The sequence below is a fragment of the Acidimicrobiia bacterium genome (assembly GCA_041676705.1).
Taxonomy (GTDB): Bacteria; Actinomycetota; Acidimicrobiia; order Acidimicrobiales; family SKKL01; genus Actinomarinicola.
Window position 1 is genome coordinate 457207 of record JBAYRL010000001.1, and the last position, 21755, is coordinate 478961.

The 21755-nt window shown below is 53.2% G+C and carries 16 protein-coding genes; 4 read left to right on the top strand and 12 right to left on the bottom strand.

The window, feature by feature from the left end; translation table 11 throughout:
- Positions 1–6: 6 nt before the first annotated feature.
- On the bottom strand, positions 7–1872 hold the full coding sequence (uvrC, locus tag WC184_02285) for an excinuclease ABC subunit UvrC (protein MFA7476708.1): 1866 nt from the start codon (positions 1870–1872) through the stop codon (positions 7–9).
- Positions 1873–1935: 63 nt separating this feature from the next.
- Here uvrC and nadA point away from each other — a divergent pair, with 63 nt between their 5' ends.
- Positions 1936–3162, top strand: a complete 1227-nt coding sequence (nadA, locus tag WC184_02290) for a quinolinate synthase NadA (GenBank protein ID MFA7476709.1) — start codon at positions 1936–1938, stop codon at positions 3160–3162.
- A 137-nt stretch (positions 3163–3299) separates the two neighbouring features.
- Here the strand turns inward: nadA and uvrA are convergent, their stop codons facing one another.
- The 4 genes from uvrA to coaE all read right to left on the bottom strand — a co-directional run bounded on the left by uvrA (position 3300) and on the right by coaE (position 9068).
- Positions 3300–6134 (bottom strand): excinuclease ABC subunit UvrA, encoded by a 2835-nt coding sequence (gene uvrA, locus WC184_02295; GenBank protein ID MFA7476710.1) that lies wholly within the window; start codon positions 6132–6134, stop codon positions 3300–3302.
- A gap of 1 nt (position 6135) precedes the next feature.
- Positions 6136–6348 carry a hypothetical protein gene (locus tag WC184_02300; protein ID MFA7476711.1) on the bottom strand — a complete coding sequence of 71 codons (213 nt, stop codon included), beginning with the start codon at positions 6346–6348 and terminating at the stop codon, positions 6136–6138.
- Between the two features lie 43 nt (positions 6349–6391).
- Entirely contained in the window at positions 6392–8401 is a 2010-nt protein-coding gene (gene uvrB / locus WC184_02305) for an excinuclease ABC subunit UvrB (protein MFA7476712.1), read from the bottom strand.
- 67 nt (positions 8402–8468) lie between these two features.
- Entirely contained in the window at positions 8469–9068 is a 600-nt protein-coding gene (gene coaE, locus WC184_02310) for a dephospho-CoA kinase (protein ID MFA7476713.1), read from the bottom strand.
- A gap of 56 nt (positions 9069–9124) precedes the next feature.
- Between coaE and WC184_02315 the strand changes: the two genes are divergently transcribed.
- The 3 genes from WC184_02315 to WC184_02325 all read left to right on the top strand — a co-directional run bounded on the left by WC184_02315 (position 9125) and on the right by WC184_02325 (position 11814).
- Positions 9125–10801, top strand: coding sequence for a histidine kinase (locus tag WC184_02315; protein MFA7476714.1), 1677 nt, complete (start codon positions 9125–9127; stop codon positions 10799–10801).
- 8 nt (positions 10802–10809) lie between these two features.
- Positions 10810–11469 carry a response regulator transcription factor gene (locus WC184_02320; GenBank protein ID MFA7476715.1) on the top strand — a complete coding sequence of 220 codons (660 nt, stop codon included), beginning with the start codon at positions 10810–10812 and terminating at the stop codon, positions 11467–11469.
- 138 nt (positions 11470–11607) lie between these two features.
- Entirely contained in the window at positions 11608–11814 is a 207-nt protein-coding gene (locus tag WC184_02325; GenBank protein MFA7476716.1) for a Flp family type IVb pilin, read from the top strand.
- A gap of 392 nt (positions 11815–12206) precedes the next feature.
- Here the strand turns inward: WC184_02325 and WC184_02330 are convergent, their stop codons facing one another.
- The 7 genes from WC184_02330 to rpsA all read right to left on the bottom strand — a co-directional run bounded on the left by WC184_02330 (position 12207) and on the right by rpsA (position 21639).
- Positions 12207–13667, bottom strand: coding sequence for a hypothetical protein (locus WC184_02330; GenBank protein ID MFA7476717.1), 1461 nt, complete (start codon positions 13665–13667; stop codon positions 12207–12209).
- Positions 13651–14583, bottom strand: a complete 933-nt coding sequence (locus tag WC184_02335; protein ID MFA7476718.1) for a type II secretion system F family protein — start codon at positions 14581–14583, stop codon at positions 13651–13653. Before WC184_02335 ends, WC184_02330 begins: the two co-directional genes overlap by 17 nt.
- On the bottom strand, positions 14576–16498 hold the full coding sequence (locus WC184_02340) for a type II secretion system F family protein (protein ID MFA7476719.1): 1923 nt from the start codon (positions 16496–16498) through the stop codon (positions 14576–14578). The genes WC184_02335 and WC184_02340 overlap by 8 nt, the downstream gene beginning before the upstream one ends.
- Positions 16495–17856 (bottom strand): CpaF family protein, encoded by a 1362-nt coding sequence (locus WC184_02345; protein ID MFA7476720.1) that lies wholly within the window; start codon positions 17854–17856, stop codon positions 16495–16497. The genes WC184_02340 and WC184_02345 overlap by 4 nt, the downstream gene beginning before the upstream one ends.
- A gap of 42 nt (positions 17857–17898) precedes the next feature.
- Entirely contained in the window at positions 17899–19122 is a 1224-nt protein-coding gene (locus WC184_02350) for a P-loop NTPase (protein ID MFA7476721.1), read from the bottom strand.
- Position 19123: 1 nt separating this feature from the next.
- Positions 19124–19942 carry a Flp pilus assembly protein CpaB gene (gene cpaB / locus WC184_02355; protein ID MFA7476722.1) on the bottom strand — a complete coding sequence of 273 codons (819 nt, stop codon included), beginning with the start codon at positions 19940–19942 and terminating at the stop codon, positions 19124–19126.
- 302 nt (positions 19943–20244) lie between these two features.
- Complete coding sequence (gene rpsA / locus WC184_02360) at positions 20245–21639, bottom strand: 30S ribosomal protein S1 (GenBank protein MFA7476723.1); 1395 nt, start codon at positions 21637–21639, stop codon at positions 20245–20247.
- Positions 21640–21755 lie beyond the last annotated feature (116 nt).

Sequence of the window (21755 nt, forward strand, 5' to 3'; positions counted from 1 at the left end):
GCGATGTTAGGCGCTTTGGCCATGGAGCTTGGTATAGAGCGCTTCGGCAACCGATTCGGGTAACCATGAAACGCCTTTGAGTGTTTCTAGCGAGGCCGCCTTCACAGCGTTCACCCCGCCCAGTTCTTTCACCAAACGGGCTTTGCGCACCGGGCCTAAACCGGCCACATCATCGAGCACCGATTTGGTCATGCGTTTGTTGCGAAGTTGGCGGTGATAGGCCAAGGCGAAGCGGTGGCTTTCATCGCGAATGCGCTGCAACAGATACAGCGCTTCGCTCTGGCGTGGAATTGAAAGTGGATCAGCCTCACCCGGCAAGTAGACGTCGTCGAACTCTTCGGCCAGGGCGATCACCGGAATTTCATCATCGAGACCGAGCTCTTCCAGCACCCGCAATGCCACGTTGAGCTGGCCTAAACCCCCATCAATTACCAATAGATTAGGAGGGTAAGAAAACTTACCACCCCGTTCCGATACCGGTTTTTCACGGTCATGCAAGTAGGCCTCGAAACGCCGGGTTAGCACTTCTTCCATAGCAGCGTAGTCGTTGTTGCCGTCCACATTCTTCACTTTGAAACGCCGATAATCGCTCTTCTTAGCTAAACCGTCTTCCACCACCACCATCGAACCCACATAGTCGGTGCCTGAAAGATGGCTCATATCGAAACATTCAATCCGTAGGGGCGCTTCTTCTAAGCCCAACACGTTGCGTAACTCGTTTAAGGCTTCAGCGCGGCTGTTGTGATCAGATGCCCTACGCAACCGGTGCCGAGTGAACTCTTCTTTGGCGTTGTGGGTCACCGTTTCCAACAGCGTTTTCTTGTCGCCCCGCTGCGGTACCCGAATGGCTACTTTCGAGCCTCGCAGCTCGCTTAGCCAGCGTTCATACAGTTTGTTGTCGGCCGAATTAGCAGGCACCAGCACGGTTTTGGGGAAACCTAGAGGCGGGTACTCGTAGTACAAACCTTCCAGAATGCGACTTACTAATTCCGCTTCGTCAAGGTCTTCTACTTTGTCGAGAATGAGCCCTTTGCGGCCTACTACTCGCCCACCCCGCACAAAAAACACTTGCACGGCGGCTTCTAATTCGTCATCGGCAACGCCAATGAGGTCGATGTCTTCGTTGCGTTCGGCCACCATTTGCTGGCGTTCAATGGCTTTGCGAACACTGCCCAACCGGTCTCGTAGCCGTGCGGCTAACTCGAATTCCAGCTCGGAAGCCGCTTCGGTCATTTGGGTTTCAAGCTGGGTCACCACGGCATCGGTGTCGCCGTCTAGGAATCCGCAGAAGCGTTCTACCAGTTCGTCGTAGTCGGCCTTCGAAATCGCGTTCACACAAGGGGCCGAACATTTTTCAATGTGGGCCAGCAGACAAGGACGGCCTAAGCGTTCGTGGCGGCGGAACTTAGCGTCAGAACAGGTGCGAATCGGAAAGGTTCGCAACAACAAATCGAGGGTTTCACGAATGGCATAGGCATGACCGTAGGGGCCGAAATAGCGAACCCCTTTGCGTTTAGTGCCCCGCATTACCATGGCTCGGGGCCACTGGTCATCAAGGGTGACCGCTAGGAACGGATAGCTTTTGTCGTCGACCAGGCGCACGTTGTAGCGGGGTCGGTGTTCTTTGATGAGGTTGAACTCCAACATGAGTGCTTCCACATCGTTTCGAACCTGAATCCATTCCACCGTTTCGGCGGCGGCCACCATGGCCGCTGTTCGTGGCGGCAAACTTTCGGGGCTTTGAAAATAGTTGGCTAATCGTTGGCGCAGCGACTTGGCTTTACCCACGTAAATAACCCGACCATCACGGTCTTTGAACTGGTAAGAACCAGGAGTATCGGGAATTGTGCCAGCCGGCGGACGCTCAACCACACCCCCAAGGCTAATGAAACCTGCAATTTCCCCACCAAATGATCTACCACTCGCTATGAATATGTGGCTACAATCACACTTGAGCCGGCCTGGTATCCGGCAAATCAGTTCCGTGACCGACATCCCCGTGGAGTGGCGACCAGGCTGTCCCCACCGGTCTTAAGCGGAGCTCCAGATGGGAAGGTTTCCCCAAAAATGCTGCGACTACAATCACGTCTGCCGGACCGCTATCTAGACGCGGACCCTGAAACCCTAGAGCGATGGATTAGCGAGGCTAAAGAAACGCTTGGCGAACGGCTCTTTATTTTGGGCCATCACTATCAACGTGACGAGGTTATGAAATGGGCTGACGCTAGAGGCGATTCTTTTGGTCTCTCGGTGTTGGCGAAAGAACGAACCCAAGCTGAATACATCGTTTTTTGCGGTGTGCACTTCATGGCGGAATCGGCTGACATTCTTACTAGCGAACGCCAAACCGTTATTCTGCCCGACTTGAACGCTGGCTGTTCCATGGCCGACATGGCCGACATCGATGGGGTTACCGAGGCTTGGGAAACCCTTGAAGACGTGGTCGACATCAATCGTGTGGTGCCGATTACTTACATGAACTCTTCGGCCGCCATCAAGGCCTTTGTGGGCGAACATGGTGGTGCCGTTTGCACCTCTACTAACGCTAGGGCCGTGTTGGAATGGGCTTTCACCCAGGGCGACCAGGTACTTTTCTTCCCCGACCAACATCTGGGTCGAAACACTGGCTATGCCATGGGTTACACCGAAGCCGACATGCGGATTTGGGACCCTCGTAAAGATATGGGTGGACTGGAAGAAGCCGACCTTAAAGAAGCCACTTTCTTGTTGTGGAAGGGGCACTGCTCGGTGCACCAGCGTTTCACTGCCGATCATGTGGCGGCGTTTCGTGCTGAGCACCCCGATGGTATTGTGATCGCGCATCCAGAATGTTCGCACGAGGTCTGCTCGATTGCCGATCAGGTTGGTTCCACCAGCTACATCATCAACGCTGTGCAAGAAGCACCGGCGGGTTCGCATATTGCCATTGGTACCGAAATTCACCTGGTGAACCGGGTGGCGAATGAGACCCCCGACAAGCACATCGTTTCGCTTGATCCTCTGGTTTGTCCGTGCTCCACCATGTTCCGCATTGATGGCCCGCATTTGGCTTGGATTCTGGAAGCATTGGTCGATGGCCGCACCCCGAATGTGATCAAGGTGGACGATGAAACTGCGCATTGGGCCAAGGTGGCCCTTGAGCGTATGTTGGCCCTCACCTAGGTACTACAACTTAAGCACTACGACCTAATTACTACGAAGTTGGGCCCTGGCCGGTTATCGGCGGGGCCCAACTTATTTTTAGGCGGAAAGCGTCGACTTTAACGAAGGAGCGACGGGTATGGGGCCGGTACGAGCCTTTAGGCGGAAAGCATGGGACCCAAGAAACGCCCAGTGTGGCTCTGCGGAGTCTTGGCCACCAGCTCAGGGGTCCCTTCCACCACAATAGTGCCGCCACCGCTGCCACCTTCGGGCCCAAGGTCAATCAACCAGTCAGCCGTTTTAATCACGTCGAGGTTGTGTTCAATCACCAAAACCGTGTTGCCCGCATCCACCAAGCGGCTAAGCACGGTTAGCAGCCGGCGGATGTCTTCAAAATGAAGACCGGTGGTTGGTTCATCCAAAATATAAATGGTATGGCCAGTGGAGCGTTTGGCCAGTTCACTGGCTAGTTTCACCCGTTGCGCTTCCCCACCCGATAGCGTGGTGGCGGGCTGGCCTAATCGTATATAGCCCAGACCCACGTCAACAATGGTTTGCATGTGACGGGCAATGGCAGGCTGGTTGGAGAAGAACTCGAGAGCTTCTTCGCACGACATTTCCAGCACATCGGAAATGTTTTTGTCTTTGAAGGTGATGTCTAAGGTGTCACGGTTGTAACGCTTGCCCTTACACACTTCACAGGGCACATAAACATCAGGCAAAAAGTGCATCTCAATCTTGATGGTGCCATCACCCGAACAAGCTTCACAGCGCCCACCCGACACGTTGAACGAGAAGCGGCCCGGCATGTAACCGCGTACCTTGGCTTCTTGGGTTTGGGCAAAAAGCTTGCGGACGTGGTCGAAGACACCGGTGTAGGTGGCCGGGTTTGAACGCGGCGTGCGCCCAATTGGTGACTGGTCGATGTTGATCACTTTGTCGAGGTGCTCAATGCCTTCCACCGACTTGTGCAAACCAGGCGGGGTGCGGCTCTTGTAGATTCGCTGCATTAGTGCCCGATATAAAATATCGTTGACCAACGTTGATTTACCCGAGCCCGAAACCCCGGTCACGGCCACAAAACAACCCAGCGGAATATCGACATCAACGTTCTTAAGGTTGTGTTCACGGGCACCTTTAATGGTGATCCAATTCTTGTTCGGCTCCCGTCGCACTTCGGGCACCGGAATTATTTTTTTGCCTGCTAAATACTGGCCGGTCAGCGATTCTTTGGAACGCAGCAGGCCTTTCACGCCACCGGCGTAAACCACCGCTCCCCCGTGCTCACCAGCACCAGGGCCCACATCAACCACATAGTCGGCTACCCGCACTGTGTCTTCATCGTGTTCCACCACTAACACGGTGTTGCCCAAGTCACGCAGGCGCACCAGGGTTTCAATCAACCGGTGGTTGTCACGTTGGTGCAGCCCAATTGAGGGCTCATCAAGCACATACAGCACGCCCACCAGCGACGATCCAATTTGGGAAGCCAAACGAATTCGTTGTGCCTCGCCGCCTGCCAAAGTGGCGGCCGAGCGGTGCAGCGACAGGTAGTCAAGGCCTACGTCTAACAAGAAACCCATGCGAGCGTTAATTTCTTTAACTACCCGCTCGGCGATCATGCGATCACGTTCACTTAGGTTCAATTCGTTTAGAACTTTGGCGGCTTCCCCAATCGACATCACCGATATTTCGTTGATGCTATGACCATCGATCGTCACCGCCAGCGACAATGGCTTTAGCCGGGCACCGCCACATTCTGGGCAGGGCACCTCACGCATGTAGCCCTCAATATGTTCCCGCTGATGATCTGACTCGGCTTCGGAATGGCGACGCTGCAGGTATGGAACAGCACCTTCGTAACGGGCTTCGTAGCTGCGTTGGCGGCCGTAGCGGTTCTTGTAGCTAACGTGAACCTTACCTTTAGCCCCATACAGCATTAGCTTTTGTTGAGCTTTAGACAGCTCGCTAAAGGACACGTCGGTGGGTATTTCGTTGTCATGCGCGACCGCTTCAATTAGACGTTTGAAATACGGGGTCCGCCCACCAGCAAAAGGTGCAATTGCCCCTTCTCCTAGTGAAAGATCGGGGTTAGGAACCACTAGTTCTGAGTCAACCTCGAAGCGAGTACCCAACCCGTCACAATGTTCGCAGGCACCATAGGGCGAGTTGAACGAGAAGTTGCGTGGTGCCAACTCTTCGAAGCTCAACCCGCAGGTGGGACAGGCTAAATGTTGACTAAAGGTTAGGGTTTCTTCCTCGACTTCTTCGTCGCGGGGCACGATATTAACCTCGGCTACCCCATCAGCCAGCCGCAGCGCGGTTTCTAACGAGTCGGTTAAACGTCGTTCAATGCCTTCACGTAGCACCAACCGGTCCACAATGACCTCGATGGTGTGCTGTTCGTAGCGGGCCAGTTCAATCGGTTCACCTAGCTCATGCACCACACCGTTCACCCGGGCACGGGCAAAACCTTGGCTTGCCAAATCAGCCATCAAGGTTTCATAGGTGCCTTTACGCCCTCGAACTACTGGGGCCAGCACCTGAAATCGGGTGCCTTCGGGGAGCGCCAAAATACGGTCAACTATTTGTTGTGGTGTTTGGCGGGCAATGGGGGTGCCATCTATCGGGCAGTGCGGAACGCCAATGCGGGCATACAACAGTCGCAGATAGTCGTAGACCTCGGTAATGGTGCCCACCGTGGAGCGAGGGTTGCGAGAAGCACTCTTTTGGTCAATTGAAATGGCCGGTGAAAGACCCTCGATAAAATCGACGTCGGGTTTGTCCATCTGCCCCAAAAACTGCCGGGCATAGGAAGAGAGCGATTCCACGTAGCGGCGTTGACCCTCGGCATAAATAGTGTCGAACGCCAATGACGATTTACCCGAGCCCGACAGCCCGGTGAACACAATCAGCTTGTTGCGGGGCAGCTCTAAAGAAACGTTGCGCAGATTATTTTCACGTGCCCCCCGAATAACGATGGAATCAATCACGCTACTCCTTTAGGGCCACAGCGTTAGGAGTGACGTTCATTTTGGGAATGTAGTCTTCGGTCACTAGCTCACTTTGTTCACCGCCAAGCAACGCCCGCAACTCGGTGCGACACGAGCTACAGGGTCCATACAGTCGTTCTGACACCTGGTTGTGGCAGCGGGGACATTCAAAGTCGCTAAGTTCGGTGGGTGGCTGAATTTGGCTGGGTGACATTACTCTTCCGTGCTGATGTCTTTGGCGTGGGTGGGGGTGCGCTTCAGAAAATTTCGCGCAGTTCTCGTTTTAGGTCTTTAATTTCGTCTCGAAGTCGCGCCGCATATTCAAAACGCAGCTCGGCCGAAGCTTCGGCCATTTCTTCTTCTAGGGTGCTAATTAGCCGTTCTAGTTCTTCGTGCGGCAGGTCTTGTACTTCTTGACGGATGCGTTCTTCTTCGCCGGGGCGACGTTTGCGGCGTTCGCTGTCGGGCACTGGGGCCGATTCTCCCGGACGCAGGTACGCCAGTATATCGGTTACTGCTTTGCGCACGGTTTGAGGGTTAATGCCGTGTTCTTCGTTGTACGCCACTTGTAGCTCGCGTCGACGATTGGTTTCTTCAATGGCACGTTCCATGGAGCCGGTTATCACATCGGCGTACATAATGACCCGGCCTTCCACGTTTCGTGCGGCTCGACCCATGGTTTGAATAAGCGAAGTTTGCGAGCGCAGAAAGCCTTCTTTGTCGGCATCTAATATGGCTACGAGTGAAACTTCGGGCAGGTCGAGGCCTTCACGCAGCAAGTTGATGCCCACCAACACGTCGAATTCGCCTAAGCGCAGATCACGTAGAATCTCAATGCGTTCCAAAGTGTCGATTTCCGAGTGCAAATAACGCACCCGCACCCCAAGCTCTAACAAGTAGTCGCTTAAGTCTTCCGCCATTTTTTTGGTGAGCGTGGTAACCAGCACCCGTTCACCTTTGGCGGCGGTGTCTTTAATGTTGTCGATTAGGTCATCGATTTGGCCTTCGGTCGGTTTCACCACCACTTGGGGGTCAACCAAACCGGTTGGGCGCACAATTTGTTCCACGATTTGGGTCGAATGTTCCAGTTCCCAGGGCCCGGGGGTGGCGGATAAGAAAATGCCCTGACCTACCCGTTCTAGGAACTCTTCGAAACGTAACGGCCGGTTGTCAGCGGCGGAAGGTAAACGAAAACCGTGGTCGATCAGGTTCAGTTTACGGCTGTGGTCGCCTTCGTATTGGCCGTGTAGCTGGGGCAGGGTTACGTGGCTCTCATCGAGCACTACTAAGAAGTCGTCGGGAAAGAAATCAAGCAGGGTGTAGGGCGGTTCGCCCGGTGAACGGCCATCAATGGGAGCCGAATAGTTCTCAATACCGTTGCAATAACCCAGCTCTTGAATCATCTCTAGGTCATATTGGGTGCGCATACGTAAGCGTTGGGCTTCTAGCAGCTTGCCTTCCGATTCGAACTGCGCCAAACGTTTTTGTAGCTCGTCTTCAATGCGACCAATGGCGGCCTGTAGGCGTTCGTCACCCGCTACGTAGTGGGTGGCCGGGAAAACATAAGCTTCTTCCAGGGTGCGCACCCGCTCCCCTGTTAGCGGGTCAACCTCGTACAACGATTCGATTTCGTCACCGAAAAACTCTATACGGAGCAGGGTTTCTTGGTAGGCAGGGTGAATTTCTAGGGTGTCGCCCCGCACCCGAAACTTGCCGCGCACCAGGTTCATGTCGTTGCGTTCATATTGCATGGAAACTAAACGGTGCAACACGTCGCGCTGATCGTGTTCTTCGCCTACCCGCACCACCAACAGCTGCTCTAAGTATTCAACCGGTGAACCCAAACCGTAAATGCAAGAGACCGAGGCCACCACAATCACGTCGCGCCGCGTCAAGAGGGCCGAGGTGGTGGAATGACGGAGCCGGTCGATTTCGTCGTTGACCGACGAGTCTTTTTCGATGTAGGTGTCGCTAGAGGCAATGTAGGCCTCGGGCTGGTAGTAGTCGTAGTAGCTAACGAAATACTCCACCCGGTTTTCGGGGAAGAACTCTTTGAACTCACTGGCCAGCTGGGCAGCCAGGGCCTTGTTGTGGGCGATGACCAGGGTGGGGCGCTGCACTTGTTCAATGGTCCAAGCAATGGTGGCACTTTTACCACTACCGGTAATGCCCACCAAGGTTTGGAAGCGGTGGCCTACGTTGAGCCCTTCAGAGAGTTCGGCTATGGCTTTGGGTTGGTCTCCCGCGGGGGCGAAATCCGAGACCATTTTGAATTCAGGCACGTGTATCAGCCTATTGGGTAATGCCCCTTCGGGTGCCCCTGAGGCCGGGGTATTACTGGTTGTGCTCCAAAGTTTGCAGCCAGGCCCAAAGGCGTTCCGCTTCGGCGTCAAGTTCGCCCATGCCATTTGAGTTGTTCACCACAAAATCGGCAATAGCCAGGCGTTCTTCCCGTGATATTTGGTTTTCTATTCGGGCACGGGCGTCGGCTTCGGCAAATCCCCGGTGTTCCACCAAACGAGCAATGGCCACCTCAACTGGGGTGTCAACCACGATCACATGGCTCATGTCGGGCCGTTTCTCGGTGAGGAGTGGAATGTCCATGACCACGATGGTGTCGGTCCCTTTGGCACTCTCAATTCGCGAGGCCATTTCTATAGCAACGGCGGGGTGCACAATATTATTTAGGTCTTCTAAGGCTGTTTTGTCGCTGAACACGATGGCGGCTACGGCCTGGCGATCAAGTTGGCCATCGGCACCCACAATGTCGGGGCCAAATCGTTCCACCATGGCTTCGAAAACAGCGGCACCTGGTTCTTGTAGTTCACGAACAATAGCGTCGGCGTCTATTAATAAAGCACCCTTGGCCACCAATCGTGATGACACGGAAGATTTACCTGAACCGATGCCCCCGGTTAACCCCACAACTAACATATTGTGCGAAACTATCAGCTTCTAGAACTTCGGTATAAGTTCTTACCCATCTGGCTATGAGTGCGTCTGAAGAATTTCTGGCTGACAACATATTAGAAGGCGAAATTGATCGCCTTATTCCCTTCAACGCCGCCATTTTGGTGGTGCGGTGGACAACCACCGTGGCGTGTTTGGCTTTGGCCGCTTCCCAATTAACGGAAAACCCGCCGTGGAGCCTGGTGTTTTGGGTGGTGGTGGTTATTTCATACACCGCTATTCGCACTCTTTCGCCTATTGCTTACACCGATGACATCCGCAGTTTGTTGGAAGTGCTGGGCGAGGTAGTGCTCTTGACGGTGGTGGTGGTGAGCACCGGTTTGTGGGAATCACCGTTCACCTTTGCTTTGGCGTCGGCCATTGTGGTGGCGGGTTTCGCACGTGGTTTCTCATTTGGTCTACGTATTGCGGTGGTCACGGCCCTAATTGTGGCTATTCCCGATGCTGCCCGCAGTAGTTTTGTGTGGCCCGAAGATGCCCGTGCTTCGTTGCAGTGGGCAGTGTTGTTAATGCTGGTGGCGGTGGTGGCGGGTTACGGCCGTATTGTTTCGGGAGAAGCTAACGCCGCACGTTCAGTAGCGCTCGATCGCCTGGGCCGTTTGGCTGATGCCAATGCCCTGCTGTTTTCGCTTCATCGGGTGGCGCAGAGTTTGCCAGCTTCGCTTGATTATGAAGAGGTGCTCGATTCCACCATTGCCCGCCTACGGGGCTTGTTAGAGTTCGACTCGGCCGTCATTCTAATTGCCGATGAAACTGACGGTAGCTGGATAGTGGCACGGCGCGAAGGGGTACGGCTGCCTGAGCGCCTTTACCGCACCGATATGCCTTTGGCCTTGTTGAACGTGGCCAAGACTAAAGAGATGGTTATTCGCAACCAGCTTTCTAATAGTCGTCCAGGCCTGGCACCTTCCATGGGTTCTGGTATTTATGCCCCGCTTATGGCCCGTAATTCGCTGATTGGCTTGGTGAGTTTGGAGCACACCAAAGAGGCTCATTTCACTAATCGTGATGTTGAGCTGATTGTAGGTTTTGTGGAACCGGTGGCTCTAGCTATCGACAACGCCCGCTGGTTTAACCGGCTTCGAACGGTGGGGGCCGATGAAGAACGCACCCGTATTGCCCGTGATCTGCACGACCGTATTGGCCAGTCGCTGGCCTATTTGGCTTTTGAACTAGACCGGATTATGTCGGCCAACGGCCGGGGTGATGATGTTACGGCGTCGCTTGATCAGCTGCGCAACGACATTCGAAGTGTGATCGGCGAGGTGCGCGACACTTTGTACGATTTACGCACCGACGTCTCGGATAACCAAGACATTGCCTCTACCCTTGATCAATTTATTCAGAGGGTAAAAGAACGTTCGGGTTTAGAAATAGCTTTGTTTGCCGATAGGGATACACGACTACCCATTATGCAGGAGCGGGAAATGTGGCGTATTGCCCAAGAATCCCTTATTAACGTAGAACGCCATGCCAATGCCAACGCTGTACAAGTGTTGTGGCGCTGTAATGGTAAAGCCGCCGCATTGGAAATTGCCGATGATGGTATTGGTTTCCCGGTCGGGAAGGCCGGTCGGCTTGATTCGTATGGGATTATGGGCATGCGCGAGCGTGCCGCTAGCATCGGAGCCACCCTCGACGTTATTTCCGGGGTCGGCGAAGGTACTAAGATTCGTTGTTATCTAGCGCCAAGGTGAGAAGCGGGATGGAATCGAACGCAAATATCCGATTATTGCTGGCAGACGATCACCGTATGCTTCGTGAAGGCTTGCGCCGTTCCATGACCGAACACGGTTTTAATGTGGTTGGCGAAGCTGCCGATGGCGTGCAAGCAGTTGAGTTTGCTGGAAACTTGCAACCCGATGTGATTTTGATGGATGTAACCATGCCCGAACTAGACGGCGTGGAAGCTACCCGTTTGGTGAAACAGGCTCACCCCAATATCCGGGTGGTAATGCTTACTATGCACGCCGACCAAGATGTTTTGGCTGCCGCTATTCGGGCTGGGGCCAGTGGCTATTTGGTGAAAGACTGCTCTACAGAAGAAATTGCATCGGCCGTGCGAGCCGCAGCTTCTGACAGTTCGAGTTTGTCGCCTGAGCTGGCTACTTCCATGTTGGATGAGGTTCGCAAGCTCGACACGCATGACACGCCTGAAGAAGAACGAGTGGTAAGCAAGCGTGAAGAAGAAGTGTTGCAGCTTATTGCCGATGGTTGCTCTACCCCAGAGGTGGCCGAACAGCTTTACATCAGCCAGAAAACGGTAAAGAACCATTTGGCTTCTATCTACCATAAGCTTGATGCCCGAGATCGTACCCAGGCCGTATTGCAGGCGGTAAGAATGGGCATTGTAAGCCTCGACTAAATACGTTATTAGCTTCGGTTTACGTAAATAGGCCGTCTGACCTATTTAGAAGTATGGCGTTTACGGCGATAATATGGTAATTAATTTATGGGCCTCATAGACGTGGGTGCCTAGACCAACCAAAGGGAGTCCAACCCAATGAAGACCCAATATAACTATCTGGCTGCCTGGCTTAAGGCCCACGCCAAGACCGACCGTGGTGCGTCGCTTGTAGAATACGCCCTCTTAGTGGCCCTTATTGCCGTCGTGGCTATCTTTGCTGTGAGCACCCTCGGCGGTAAGGTCAAATCGACCTTCTCCGATGTCAATGATCAGCTCGACACACCCTCCGAGATCACGCCATAACTGGGCACACTTTATTTGGTGATGCGGACATCAGGATAATGTTGCCAAGTCGCCGGATATAGTACAGGTTGGGGGATGGTCAGCCATGCACCTCAGCCTGTACTATATTATAATATTCATTGGACAGATCGAGCTGTCCGCCATAGATTCACCCCTTCAAGACCGCTGGACAACTAGAAGTCGCTTATACTGGTTAATAAGAAAACCTAAATAGCGTCGGTGCCCGGTGTGTCGTCTGGCAGTGGCCTTATTTTAGTGACACCTTATCATGTCACGTCGGCCGCTTGCCTGGCAATCAACCTAAGGTAATTACCCTCGTAATATATTGGTTTGCTAATCTGACTTTAGTCAGAAACCAGATATAACGTTGCCGGTAAATCTAGATGGCCCTTCTAACGTCGCTCAAATAGAACGAAGTGAGCGTCACTGGCTCTGCTCACTGGCCCTGTGGCTATTCGACCCGAATCAGTTAAATCTATAACCTGTTGCCAATCTGTATTACCGCCTAGAGCATGAGCAATGGGCGTCTCGCGTTCCGCCACTACATAATCAATTTGGTACTGATCCAAGGTCCGCCGCACATCTGATCCACGGTAAAGGCCAGTAAAACTATCAAGAATTGGCAGCGGGTAGACATCGAATCGATCGTCAAAAAAGGTGGTCCCCGTAGCTCCATAACGATAGTTAAGGTAGTTTCCTAGTCTGGCCGGATAGGCAAGCCGGACTTCAGGATTAGGTAATAATTCATGTTTCTCAAGATATATAATAATACTCATCGGATACTGCTTTAGGTTTAAGTCCGGTGACTTGATTACCCAAACCGCGATCGAAATTAATGAAAGCGCGGCCGCTCCAAGAAGAGGAACCGTTGACCGTAGTTTCTGCGACGCAGTGAAGCTGCCAAAACTAGGTGCAGCGTCCGCAAGAGCTATTGAAAAAAAGAGACCCGCCATCGGTACGTTTCTGACAGCCAGCAATGCCGCTGCAACCATAAGGCATACTGGCAAGACCTTGCTCCAGCGTTGCACCCAGGCATACGTGAGTGCGACCATCACCAAAACTAACTGGAAAAGATATATCTTCATCCATGAGGTGCTGAAATCGGGTGACTGCCACTCCTGAATGGCCTGAAAAGCTTGATTCCGCGCCAATAGCTGAAATGGAAACCACAGCAGTACACCTGGACGGGGCGTTATGAAGCCACCTATCACTATTCCAATAGCAACTAATGACAGCAGTTTCTTTTGGCGTGCGATATCGTCACCATCGAGCCACTTACCCATAGTGATAGCTAATAAGATTAGGATACCCATCGGGAATGACCCATGGCTATTAATCCAAATCCACATAAGCGGAATAGCCGTCCACAGTGGCCCATTGTCAACCAGGATGAGTATCGCCACGAACGCAACAAAGCCAACCATCAAGGGCCGCTCCACGAATCCAGGTGCGCAAACGGCAAAGCCAAGCGCTGCTATTGCTAAGCGCGGGATTAGGCTTTCTGCCGATTTAGTAAGGTGCCAAATGCCTAGGCCACCTAGACCAGCCAAGAATGCATGGAAGAATCGAATGCCAACTAGTCCAACCGTACTTTCCAGGCCAGCGTAAATTGTTGACACTAGCCAAGACTGGACCACCCACGGTTCGCCGAATGCTGTAAATGTAAATGGATCAGCACGAGGTATTGAGCGCGTATCCCAAATAATATGGCCGGTGGCTAAATGAGTGAAAAAGCTATTATCGCTTAGCTGTTTAGCCCCCGTAAGGGCTCCAGCTAACAGAAATAGCGAACCGATAGCCCAAACAAATGAGCCCCGCAAGTTTCTGGTCGTTCGCTCAAGCGAAGGCTTCACGAATATTGATGATGGCCGGACCGAGTACGACCACAAATAGAGCCGGGAAGATGCAGAACACCATCGGTATCATCATTTTTACTGGTGCTTTTTGTGCCCGCTCTTGAGCAAACTGACGCCGACGAATCCGCATTTCGTCGGCCTGGGAACGCAATACTCGGCCAATCGGTACACCAAAAGTATCGGCTTGCAGAATAGCCATCACAAATGACCGAATCTCTGGAATATCGGTGCGTTCATCTAACGCGCGCATTGCATCGGATCGCGTAGAACCAGCTCGGACTTCGCCCAACATGCGGCCAAACTCATCGGAAAGTGGCCCTGGCACGGAAGTAACCACTCGATCAATGGCTTGTTCGAAACCTAAGCCCGCCTCAACCGAGATGACCAGCAGATCCATAATGTCAGGCAACGTGGTACGCAGCATATACTGGCGTTCTTCTACTTGACGGTCGAGAATCGCATCGGGGCCGATAATTAACGCCAAAGTTAGCAACGCAAAAGCTGCGTGATGAACGGTACCGCTGAGATCAAGAGGGTTAAACCAGTAGTTGATGATAAAGACAACCGGTACAAGAACAACGGTGACTACTCGAATAGCTAAGAAACGATCAGCTTCCTGAGCCTCAGGTTTACCGGCACGAACCAGCTTTTGCTTCACCGTGTCTACGTAACCGACCGGGGTGTATCTACGCCCCAGACCAGTAAGCCCGCCAACGATGGGCTGCAAGGCGCGCTCAGCTAAGGGCACCAACAGTTCTTGGTCGCGGACGTTATCTATCTCGAAGCCATCTAACTGGCGTAACGATTCGCGTACAATGGCCTTATCTTCGGCTTGCCAAGCGACAGTTACGATTACAGCAGCAATAACGCCACCAAACATGATCACAATGGCCACTAGGGGTAGATCAAACATCGACTTCGATCACCTTCTTCATCCAATAAAAGCCACCGAGTGCTAACAGTGCTGCACCGACAAGCATGATATTGCCAACAGGGTCTTCAAAAAGTGTTCCGATGTAATCAGGGTTCAAAATCCACATGGCGACGCCCAGGGCCACAGGAAGAATTCCTAAAACAATACCGCTGATTCGACCTTCAGCCGTTAACGCATCAACGTCGCGGCGTAAACGCTCACGCTGCACCATGGTGTCGGCCACCGTGAGCAAAAGTTCGGCTAGATTACCGCCCACTTCTCGCTGTATACCAATAGCCAGAACGGCCCAGTCGAAATCTTTACTGGCCATGCGTTCGGCCGATGCTTCCATGGCCTCTTCTAGAGGTCGGCCCAAACGTGCTTCGGTAACAATACGGCGAAGCTCACGACCCATGGGCTCGGAAACCTCGACCGAAACCGCCTCTACCCCCTGCATGAGCGAATAACCGGCCCTCAAGGTTCCTGCCAGCATTTGTAGGGTGTCGGGCAGTTGGGCCTGGAAAGCCTTTTGGCGACGTGAAGCCAAGAAATTCACTACCGCGGGTGGAACAAGAATCATCATTCCGCCCACAATTAATGCCACCAAAGCATTTCCGCTTAGAGCCAAAATCGCCAGCAACAAAAGCACGGCGCCAGCAAGATAGAAGAACAATGCTTCGCCAGCCCGCAACGGCAGGTTGGCACGCTCTAACATACCCTCCACCTTGGTCAGCATGTTGCGCTGTTCGGCTAAACCCTCAGTGAGGTTTACGGCTCGTTTCAAAAAGGCGGTTTTAACAACCGAAGCCGTACCACCCTCTTCTTCATCGACAACGGGCGCCGGCCCTTCAACGTACGTGTCGATAATGTCGAGCGCACCCGGCTCGCGGGTAACCAAGGCCCCAATGGCATAAACCGCTAAAGCCACTGCGGCTAATACCAGCAAGAGGCCAATCCACAAGCCGTACTCGCCTAGGAAACCACCGCCGCTAGCGGTGGAAACACCCACAAATGTTAAAGCCGCCGGGCCGACCGAAAAACCACCGGTTACATACGAAGCGGTGGCCTGGCTGTTACCAACCTTAAGCACTAAGTCGATAGGCCCCGATGGGTTAACCGATGCAAAAGTGAGCAACTGCTGGCCAGAAATCTGCTGGGCCACGTCTTCCATGGCGGCACCCAAAGCAGTGGGGTTTTCTTGGCCGTGATAAACGCCACCCACCGTTTGGGTTATGGCCCGCACCGAGCCCACATCTAGGCCACGCCCTTCTAGGCCAACCGCATACAAACTAGCTTTGGCCGCTACCAGCGCTCCCCTAGCTTGAGAAGCTGAAATGGTAGCACCACGAGCCGAACCACCAGCCACCAAAACCACGTTGCGCTGGTAGGTATCGGCGTTTTCTAAAATACGTGCTGCGCTTCGAAGACCGTCCCACAAAGCACTTTCACCATCGGCAGCTAAACCTTCAACGGCAACTAGCAACCGGTCGGTGTCGGTGGTTAAACGCTGCACTTCACGGGCTTGGCCACCTAGGGACACAATGGCCACCCGCTCTTGCGGGTCGCGATTGCGAATGTAAGCCGAGGCTGCTTCACGGGCTTGAACCATCCCACCCGAAGCTTCCATGGCCGCCGAAGTATCGACAACAATGACAGTGGCATTAGCATCGCCAGGCACGACTTCGACGGCTGCCGGGGTAACACTCTGTCCGTTTTCGATCAGTTCAGCCGAAGCCAAATCAGCCGCCGGGCCAGCGTAATCAACCACCAACTGCACCGCGGAAGCACTACGGCTATCAACCGAACGAATTGCTAAACCAGTTCCATTCGCGCTGTCTTGTTGAGCGTTGGCCTGGGCTAAACCCAACGACAACAGGGTTATTACGGCAACTATGCCCCCCAATAGGCGTTTCATCGCCCAACCGCCTTTTGGCCCATTGGTTCGGGCTGGAACACCTCGGCACCCAAACGAATACCCAGATCAGCCAGCTTCTCGGCGAACTTGGGCCGCACCCCGGTAGCCTTTAGATGTCCACGGAAACGACCGTTTTCATCAACACCCATACCAAAGTCGAACAGGAAAATATCTTGCAAGGTGATCACATCACCTTCCATACCCTGTACCTCGGTGATGTGGGTAATACGACGAGTACCATCACGCAAGCGGCTTAGATGCACAATTAGGTTCAACGCCGAAGCCATCTGTTCCCGAATGGCTCGTACCGGCAAATCGAAACCGGCCATCAGAGTCATGGTTTCAATACGAGCCAAAGTATCACGAGGAGAGTTGGAGTGAATGGTGGTGATTGAACCATCGTGACCAGTGTTCATGGCCTGGAGCATGTCAAGAGTTTCACCAGCTCGACACTCCCCCACCACAATACGATCAGGCCGCATACGCAAAGTGTTTTTCACCAGATCACGAATGGTTACCTGACCCCGACCTTCAATGTTTGGCGGCCGGGCCTCTAGGGCCAAGACGTGATCTTGATGTAGCTGAAGCTCTTTAGCGTCTTCCACCGTAATAATGCGTTCATCGGAAGGAATAAACGACGAAAGCACATTTAGCGTGGTGGTCTTACCAGTACCAGTACCGCCAGAAACAATAATGTTAAGCCGGCCAACCACACAGGCCTGCAAGAATCGGGCAGCCTGGGCGTTCAAAGTACCAAAGCGAATCAGGTCGTCAATTTGAAGAGGATCGGTGGAAAACTTACGGATTGTTAGGAACGGCCCGCCTATGGCCAGAGGGTGAATAACGGCATTCACCCGTGAACCGTCGGGCAAACGAGCATCAACCATGGGGTTGGCTTCGTCGATGCGCCGCCCGACCTGGCCCACAATCTTGTCAATAATGCGACGGAGGTGCGTTTCGTCAATGAATGAGGCAGTGTCTTTTTGAATACGGCCCGAACGTTCCACAAACACACTGTCGGGACCATTCACCATAATTTCGGTGACGGCCTCTTCCCGAAGCAGCCGATCGATAGGGCCATAACCCAAAATATCGTCGGCCACATCTTGAATCAGCTGCGCCTTGTCGGAAGCCGAAAGTGGCGTGCGTTCTTGAGCTAACGAGCTTTGTAGATGCTCTTGCACCCGACGGTTCAGGTCGTCTTCGCTTAAGCGCTTGTCGTAAAGAATGGGGCCTAAATCATCAATCAACTGGTGATGGATCTTTTGGCGTAACAAATCGAGGGCCGGGTCGCGCACACTCGACAAACCCTGCGTTCCGGGTGCCCCTTGTTGATGCAATTTCCTATACAACGACATTTAAAACCATCCCTATACGAACCAACGATGATTTAGCGCTAGCTAACGGCGTCGTGCCCCCTTCTTTTCGTCTAACAACACCGACGCCAACTCTTCAATGGCCTTGCTAACCCCCGATTTAGGGGCATCAAGAACAACTGGAATACCTTTATTCACCGATTGAGGAACGGCGATGTCACTTGGAATCAGCACCTGAGCTTTAATTCCCAAGGTTCGCTCCACCTCGTTAACTTCTAAGCGGACTTTCGATTTAGCTCGGTTCAAAACCAGATGCAGCTTTTCAACCGGGGTGTTCAACAACTTCAAGGTCTGCAGACCAATTTTCACGTTCTTGATGTTCGGAATATCCATCCCCGCGATCAAGAAAATATCGTCACTGATCTCGATTAGGCCCAAGACCACTTCATTGAAATATGCCGGTGTGTCGACAATGACATGCGCCGCGAAACTACGAATAATTTCAATGATGCGGACCATATCTTCGGCCCGGATCTGGTCGGCAAAAGCCGGTTCAAGCGGTGCTGGCAACACCAACAAACCAGAAGGTTCGTGGCGTACTAACAGGCTTTGGATGAGCGAGGCATCTAGTCGATCAATCGAGGCTACCGCATCGACAATGGTGTGCTGTGGAGCCAGTTTCAACATGACTGCCACATCGCCAAATTGCAGGTTGGCATCGACTAAGACCACCGGGCGTTCCGAGCGTCTAGCCAAAGAGACTGCCAGGTTGGTGGCCAACATCGACTTGCCGGCCCCACCTTTAGTAGAAAAAATGGTGCTGACACGGCCCAGCTCGCCCAGTTGAGCACTCGCATCGTCAAGAGTGGCCAAAGCCGCTGAACCGGCGGTCAAAGTTTGTGCCACCCTCTGCACGGCCGAGTTCAAAGCACCAGTATCAACAGGTGAGTTCAACACATCGCGGACCCCGGCACGCAGAGCCAGCTGCAACAAATCAGTAGAAAGTTCTTCCGCCAGCAAAATGGCACCCACCTCGCGATGGGCACGAACTAAATCTTCAACCTCTACAAACTGGGCACTGTTCGAACACGACGGACCCAAAACCGCAACCGCAGGATTCCCAAGCAAGCGGGCCCGAAATTCGCCGATGCTGCTAAAGGTGGTCACCCCGTCTCCAAGCTGCATCACCAAACGATTCCGAACGGCTTGATCGGTATCGACTACGGCAATAGCGACACCAGGTGGCACCGCGGGGCTGTGACCACCAGGGTTTGATCCAAAGCTGCTTGAATCAGAGGCAAACGACATCTTATTCCTTGCCCGAAGGGCCAAACGGGGTTAATCGAGCCTGATCTTCACCAGGCAGTGTTTCATTGTTATCTAGAGGCGGTAACGCTATAGGTGCATAGTCGGACGGAATGAGCGACAAATAAATAGAACCTGGATCTACCGAGATGATGCGCTGCGCCGCTTCCGGCGGTACCGCAAAGGTGATGAGGCCCGAAGTCATACCATCACCGGTATCTTGCACACTTTCACCAGGTTGTGGTGCGGCATTGCGGTCAATCGCCAGAATGGGAACTCGTTGGTACAAATAACGAGCTGATTTAGTGTAAACAGTGGGATTCTCAGGTATTTCGCCTTCGACAGGGATGCTGGCATCGCCGTCGGTTTGTACCAAAATATTAACTTCATCACCCGGCACCAACAGCCCTGCCACCCCACGGGTGGTGTCGACCATGATGGTTATGGCCACATTGCCATCGGTTAGACGCTCGGAGAAGGTAATTCGTGCCGACACCGGATCGACAAACATGCCATTCACCAACACCTGGTTGGCGGCTAAGTCGTTTAAAGCCACCATGCCTTCGATAGCTTCTAGATTATTGGTGGCATTAGCGGGCAAATCTTCCCGATTAATATCGGAGCGTTTAATCAAACCAGCGTTTATAGCTGACTCACCTGGGGTTCCTTTAGGGATATCTTCAGCTATCTTGTAGACCTCAACGCGTTCGGCACCCCGGTTCGCGCGATCTTCAATACCCTGCACATAATTAAACAGTGAATAGGTGGCGATCGCACCGATAGCAATAGCGGCTATCAGTATCAAAGTTCTACGAGAGCTCAATTTAACCTCGCACGGTTTGTCTGTGGTGGGCAGTGATTAGGAACACTTAAGCCACGACACTACTACGAGTGTGCACCGCGGCTCGTTTTGGTTGATCAACAAATCTTGTACATGCATCATGCTGGCTTAGCTGGCCAAACCTCACAAGCACAACACATCATTATTGTGTATCGACACAAAGATAAATAGGGGTAAAGCAAATTATTTGCTTTACCCCTACCTGAATAACGCTTTGAAGCTATGAAATACTGCCCTTGGCTGACCCACCGAGTGAACCAGCCAGGGTTTAATAAGTAGCTAAACTATGCTTCTTCGGTTGCTTCTTCAGCAGCAACCGGCGGAACGTCGCCTTCTTCGGCGCTATTGCTGGCCGCATTTTCGTCGCCAGCGGCTCCTTGTTCATACGAAGCCTGAAACTCGGGTGACAAAGCCCCTGGAGGTGCCTCTTGTGGGTTCTCGGCATAGTAAGCGGCCCAAGCAGCTTCAGCGTCGGAAGGTTCATCGGAGGTGCTACCGATGTAGTTACCTTCTTCGTCGTAGGCATGTTCACCGAAGTGAGCCTGGTATTCAGCGGCCACCACACCACCTTCGGCGGCTTGTTTGATGGAGAGCGAAATACGACGACGCTGCAAGTCGAGATCGATGATCTTGACCCACAGTTCCTCACCAGGGGTAACCACTTGTTCGGGCAAGTCGATGTGGTGCGCCGACATTTCGGAGATGTGCACCAAACCTTCGATACCGTCGCCGACCTGAACAAAAGAACCGAACGGAACCAACTTGGTGACACGACCATAAACCAGCTCGCCTACGCGGTGGTTACTGGCGAACTCTTGCCATGGGTCTTGCTGGGTGGCCTTAAGTGACAGGCTGATGCGCTCGCGGTCGAGGTCGACTTCGAGCACCTGAACGGTGATTTCGTCGCCAACAGCAACCACGGAACCTGGGTGATCGACGTGCTTCCACGACAGTTCGGAAACGTGTACCAAACCGTCCATGCCGCCCAAGTCGACGAAAGCACCAAAGTTGACCACCGATGAAACCACACCAGGGCGAATTTCGCCGGGCTTCAAGTTGGCCAAGAAATCTTCGCGTTGTTCCTTCTGGGTTTCTTCCAACCAAGCCCGACGGGAAAGCACCACATTGTTGCGGTTCTTATCGAGCTCGATGATTTTGGCATCTAGCGTGCGGCCAACATATGGCTGCAAGTCACGTACTCGGCGCAGTTCAACAAGCGATGCTGGCAGGAAGCCACGCAGACCGATATCAATAATCAGGCCGCCCTTGACCACTTCAATAACCGGGCCAGAAACGACACCGTCTTGGGCCTTAACTTCTTCGATCGAACCCCAAGCGCGCTCATACTGGGCACGCTTCTTGGAAAGCAGCAAACGACCGTCTTTGTCTTCCTTTTGAAGAACTAAGGCCTCAACATGCTCGCCGAGCGACACAATTTCGGTGGGGTCAACATCGTTACGAATGGAGAGTTCGCGGCTGGGGATAACACCCTCAGACTTGTAACCAATGTCGAGAAGAACCTCGTCGCGGTCAACCTTAACGATGACACCTTGCACAATACGACCGTCTTCAACTTCGACCATGCTGGCCGTGTAGGCGTCGTCAATTGAGATGTCGCCAAGGTCGTTTGAGGTGATGGGGCGGGGCGTGTACACACCCTCTGAATCGAATGTTCCCATGTTGGCGGGAGCGGAGGGTGCTGAACTCGAGGGCGCTTCAGTGGCGGGAGCTTGGCTCTCGGCTACTTCGGTGCTGGCCTGATCGGACACTATTTGCCTTCTAAATATATTTGGGT

Excerpts from the sequence above, each read along its gene's own strand:
- WC184_02325 (MFA7476716.1), top strand. The coding sequence starts at position 11,608 with ATGAAGACCCAATATAACTATCTGGCTGCCTGGCTTAAGGCCCACGCC.
- WC184_02335 (MFA7476718.1), bottom strand. The coding sequence starts at position 14,583 with ATGTTTGATCTACCCCTAGTGGCCATTGTGATCATGTTTGGTGGCGTT.
- WC184_02345 (MFA7476720.1), bottom strand. The coding sequence starts at position 17,856 with ATGTCGTTGTATAGGAAATTGCATCAACAAGGGGCACCCGGAACGCAG.
- WC184_02300 (MFA7476711.1), bottom strand. The coding sequence starts at position 6,348 with ATGTCACCCAGCCAAATTCAGCCACCCACCGAACTTAGCGACTTTGAA.
- WC184_02315 (MFA7476714.1), top strand. The coding sequence starts at position 9,125 with ATGAGTGCGTCTGAAGAATTTCTGGCTGACAACATATTAGAAGGCGAA.
- WC184_02340 (MFA7476719.1), bottom strand. The coding sequence starts at position 16,498 with ATGAAACGCCTATTGGGGGGCATAGTTGCCGTAATAACCCTGTTGTCG.
- uvrB (MFA7476712.1), bottom strand. The coding sequence starts at position 8,401 with ATGGTCTCGGATTTCGCCCCCGCGGGAGACCAACCCAAAGCCATAGCC.
- WC184_02320 (MFA7476715.1), top strand. The coding sequence starts at position 10,810 with ATGGAATCGAACGCAAATATCCGATTATTGCTGGCAGACGATCACCGT.
- WC184_02350 (MFA7476721.1), bottom strand. The coding sequence starts at position 19,122 with ATGTCGTTTGCCTCTGATTCAAGCAGCTTTGGATCAAACCCTGGTGGT.
- rpsA (MFA7476723.1), bottom strand. The coding sequence starts at position 21,639 with ATGGGAACATTCGATTCAGAGGGTGTGTACACGCCCCGCCCCATCACC.
- coaE (MFA7476713.1), bottom strand. The coding sequence starts at position 9,068 with ATGTTAGTTGTGGGGTTAACCGGGGGCATCGGTTCAGGTAAATCTTCC.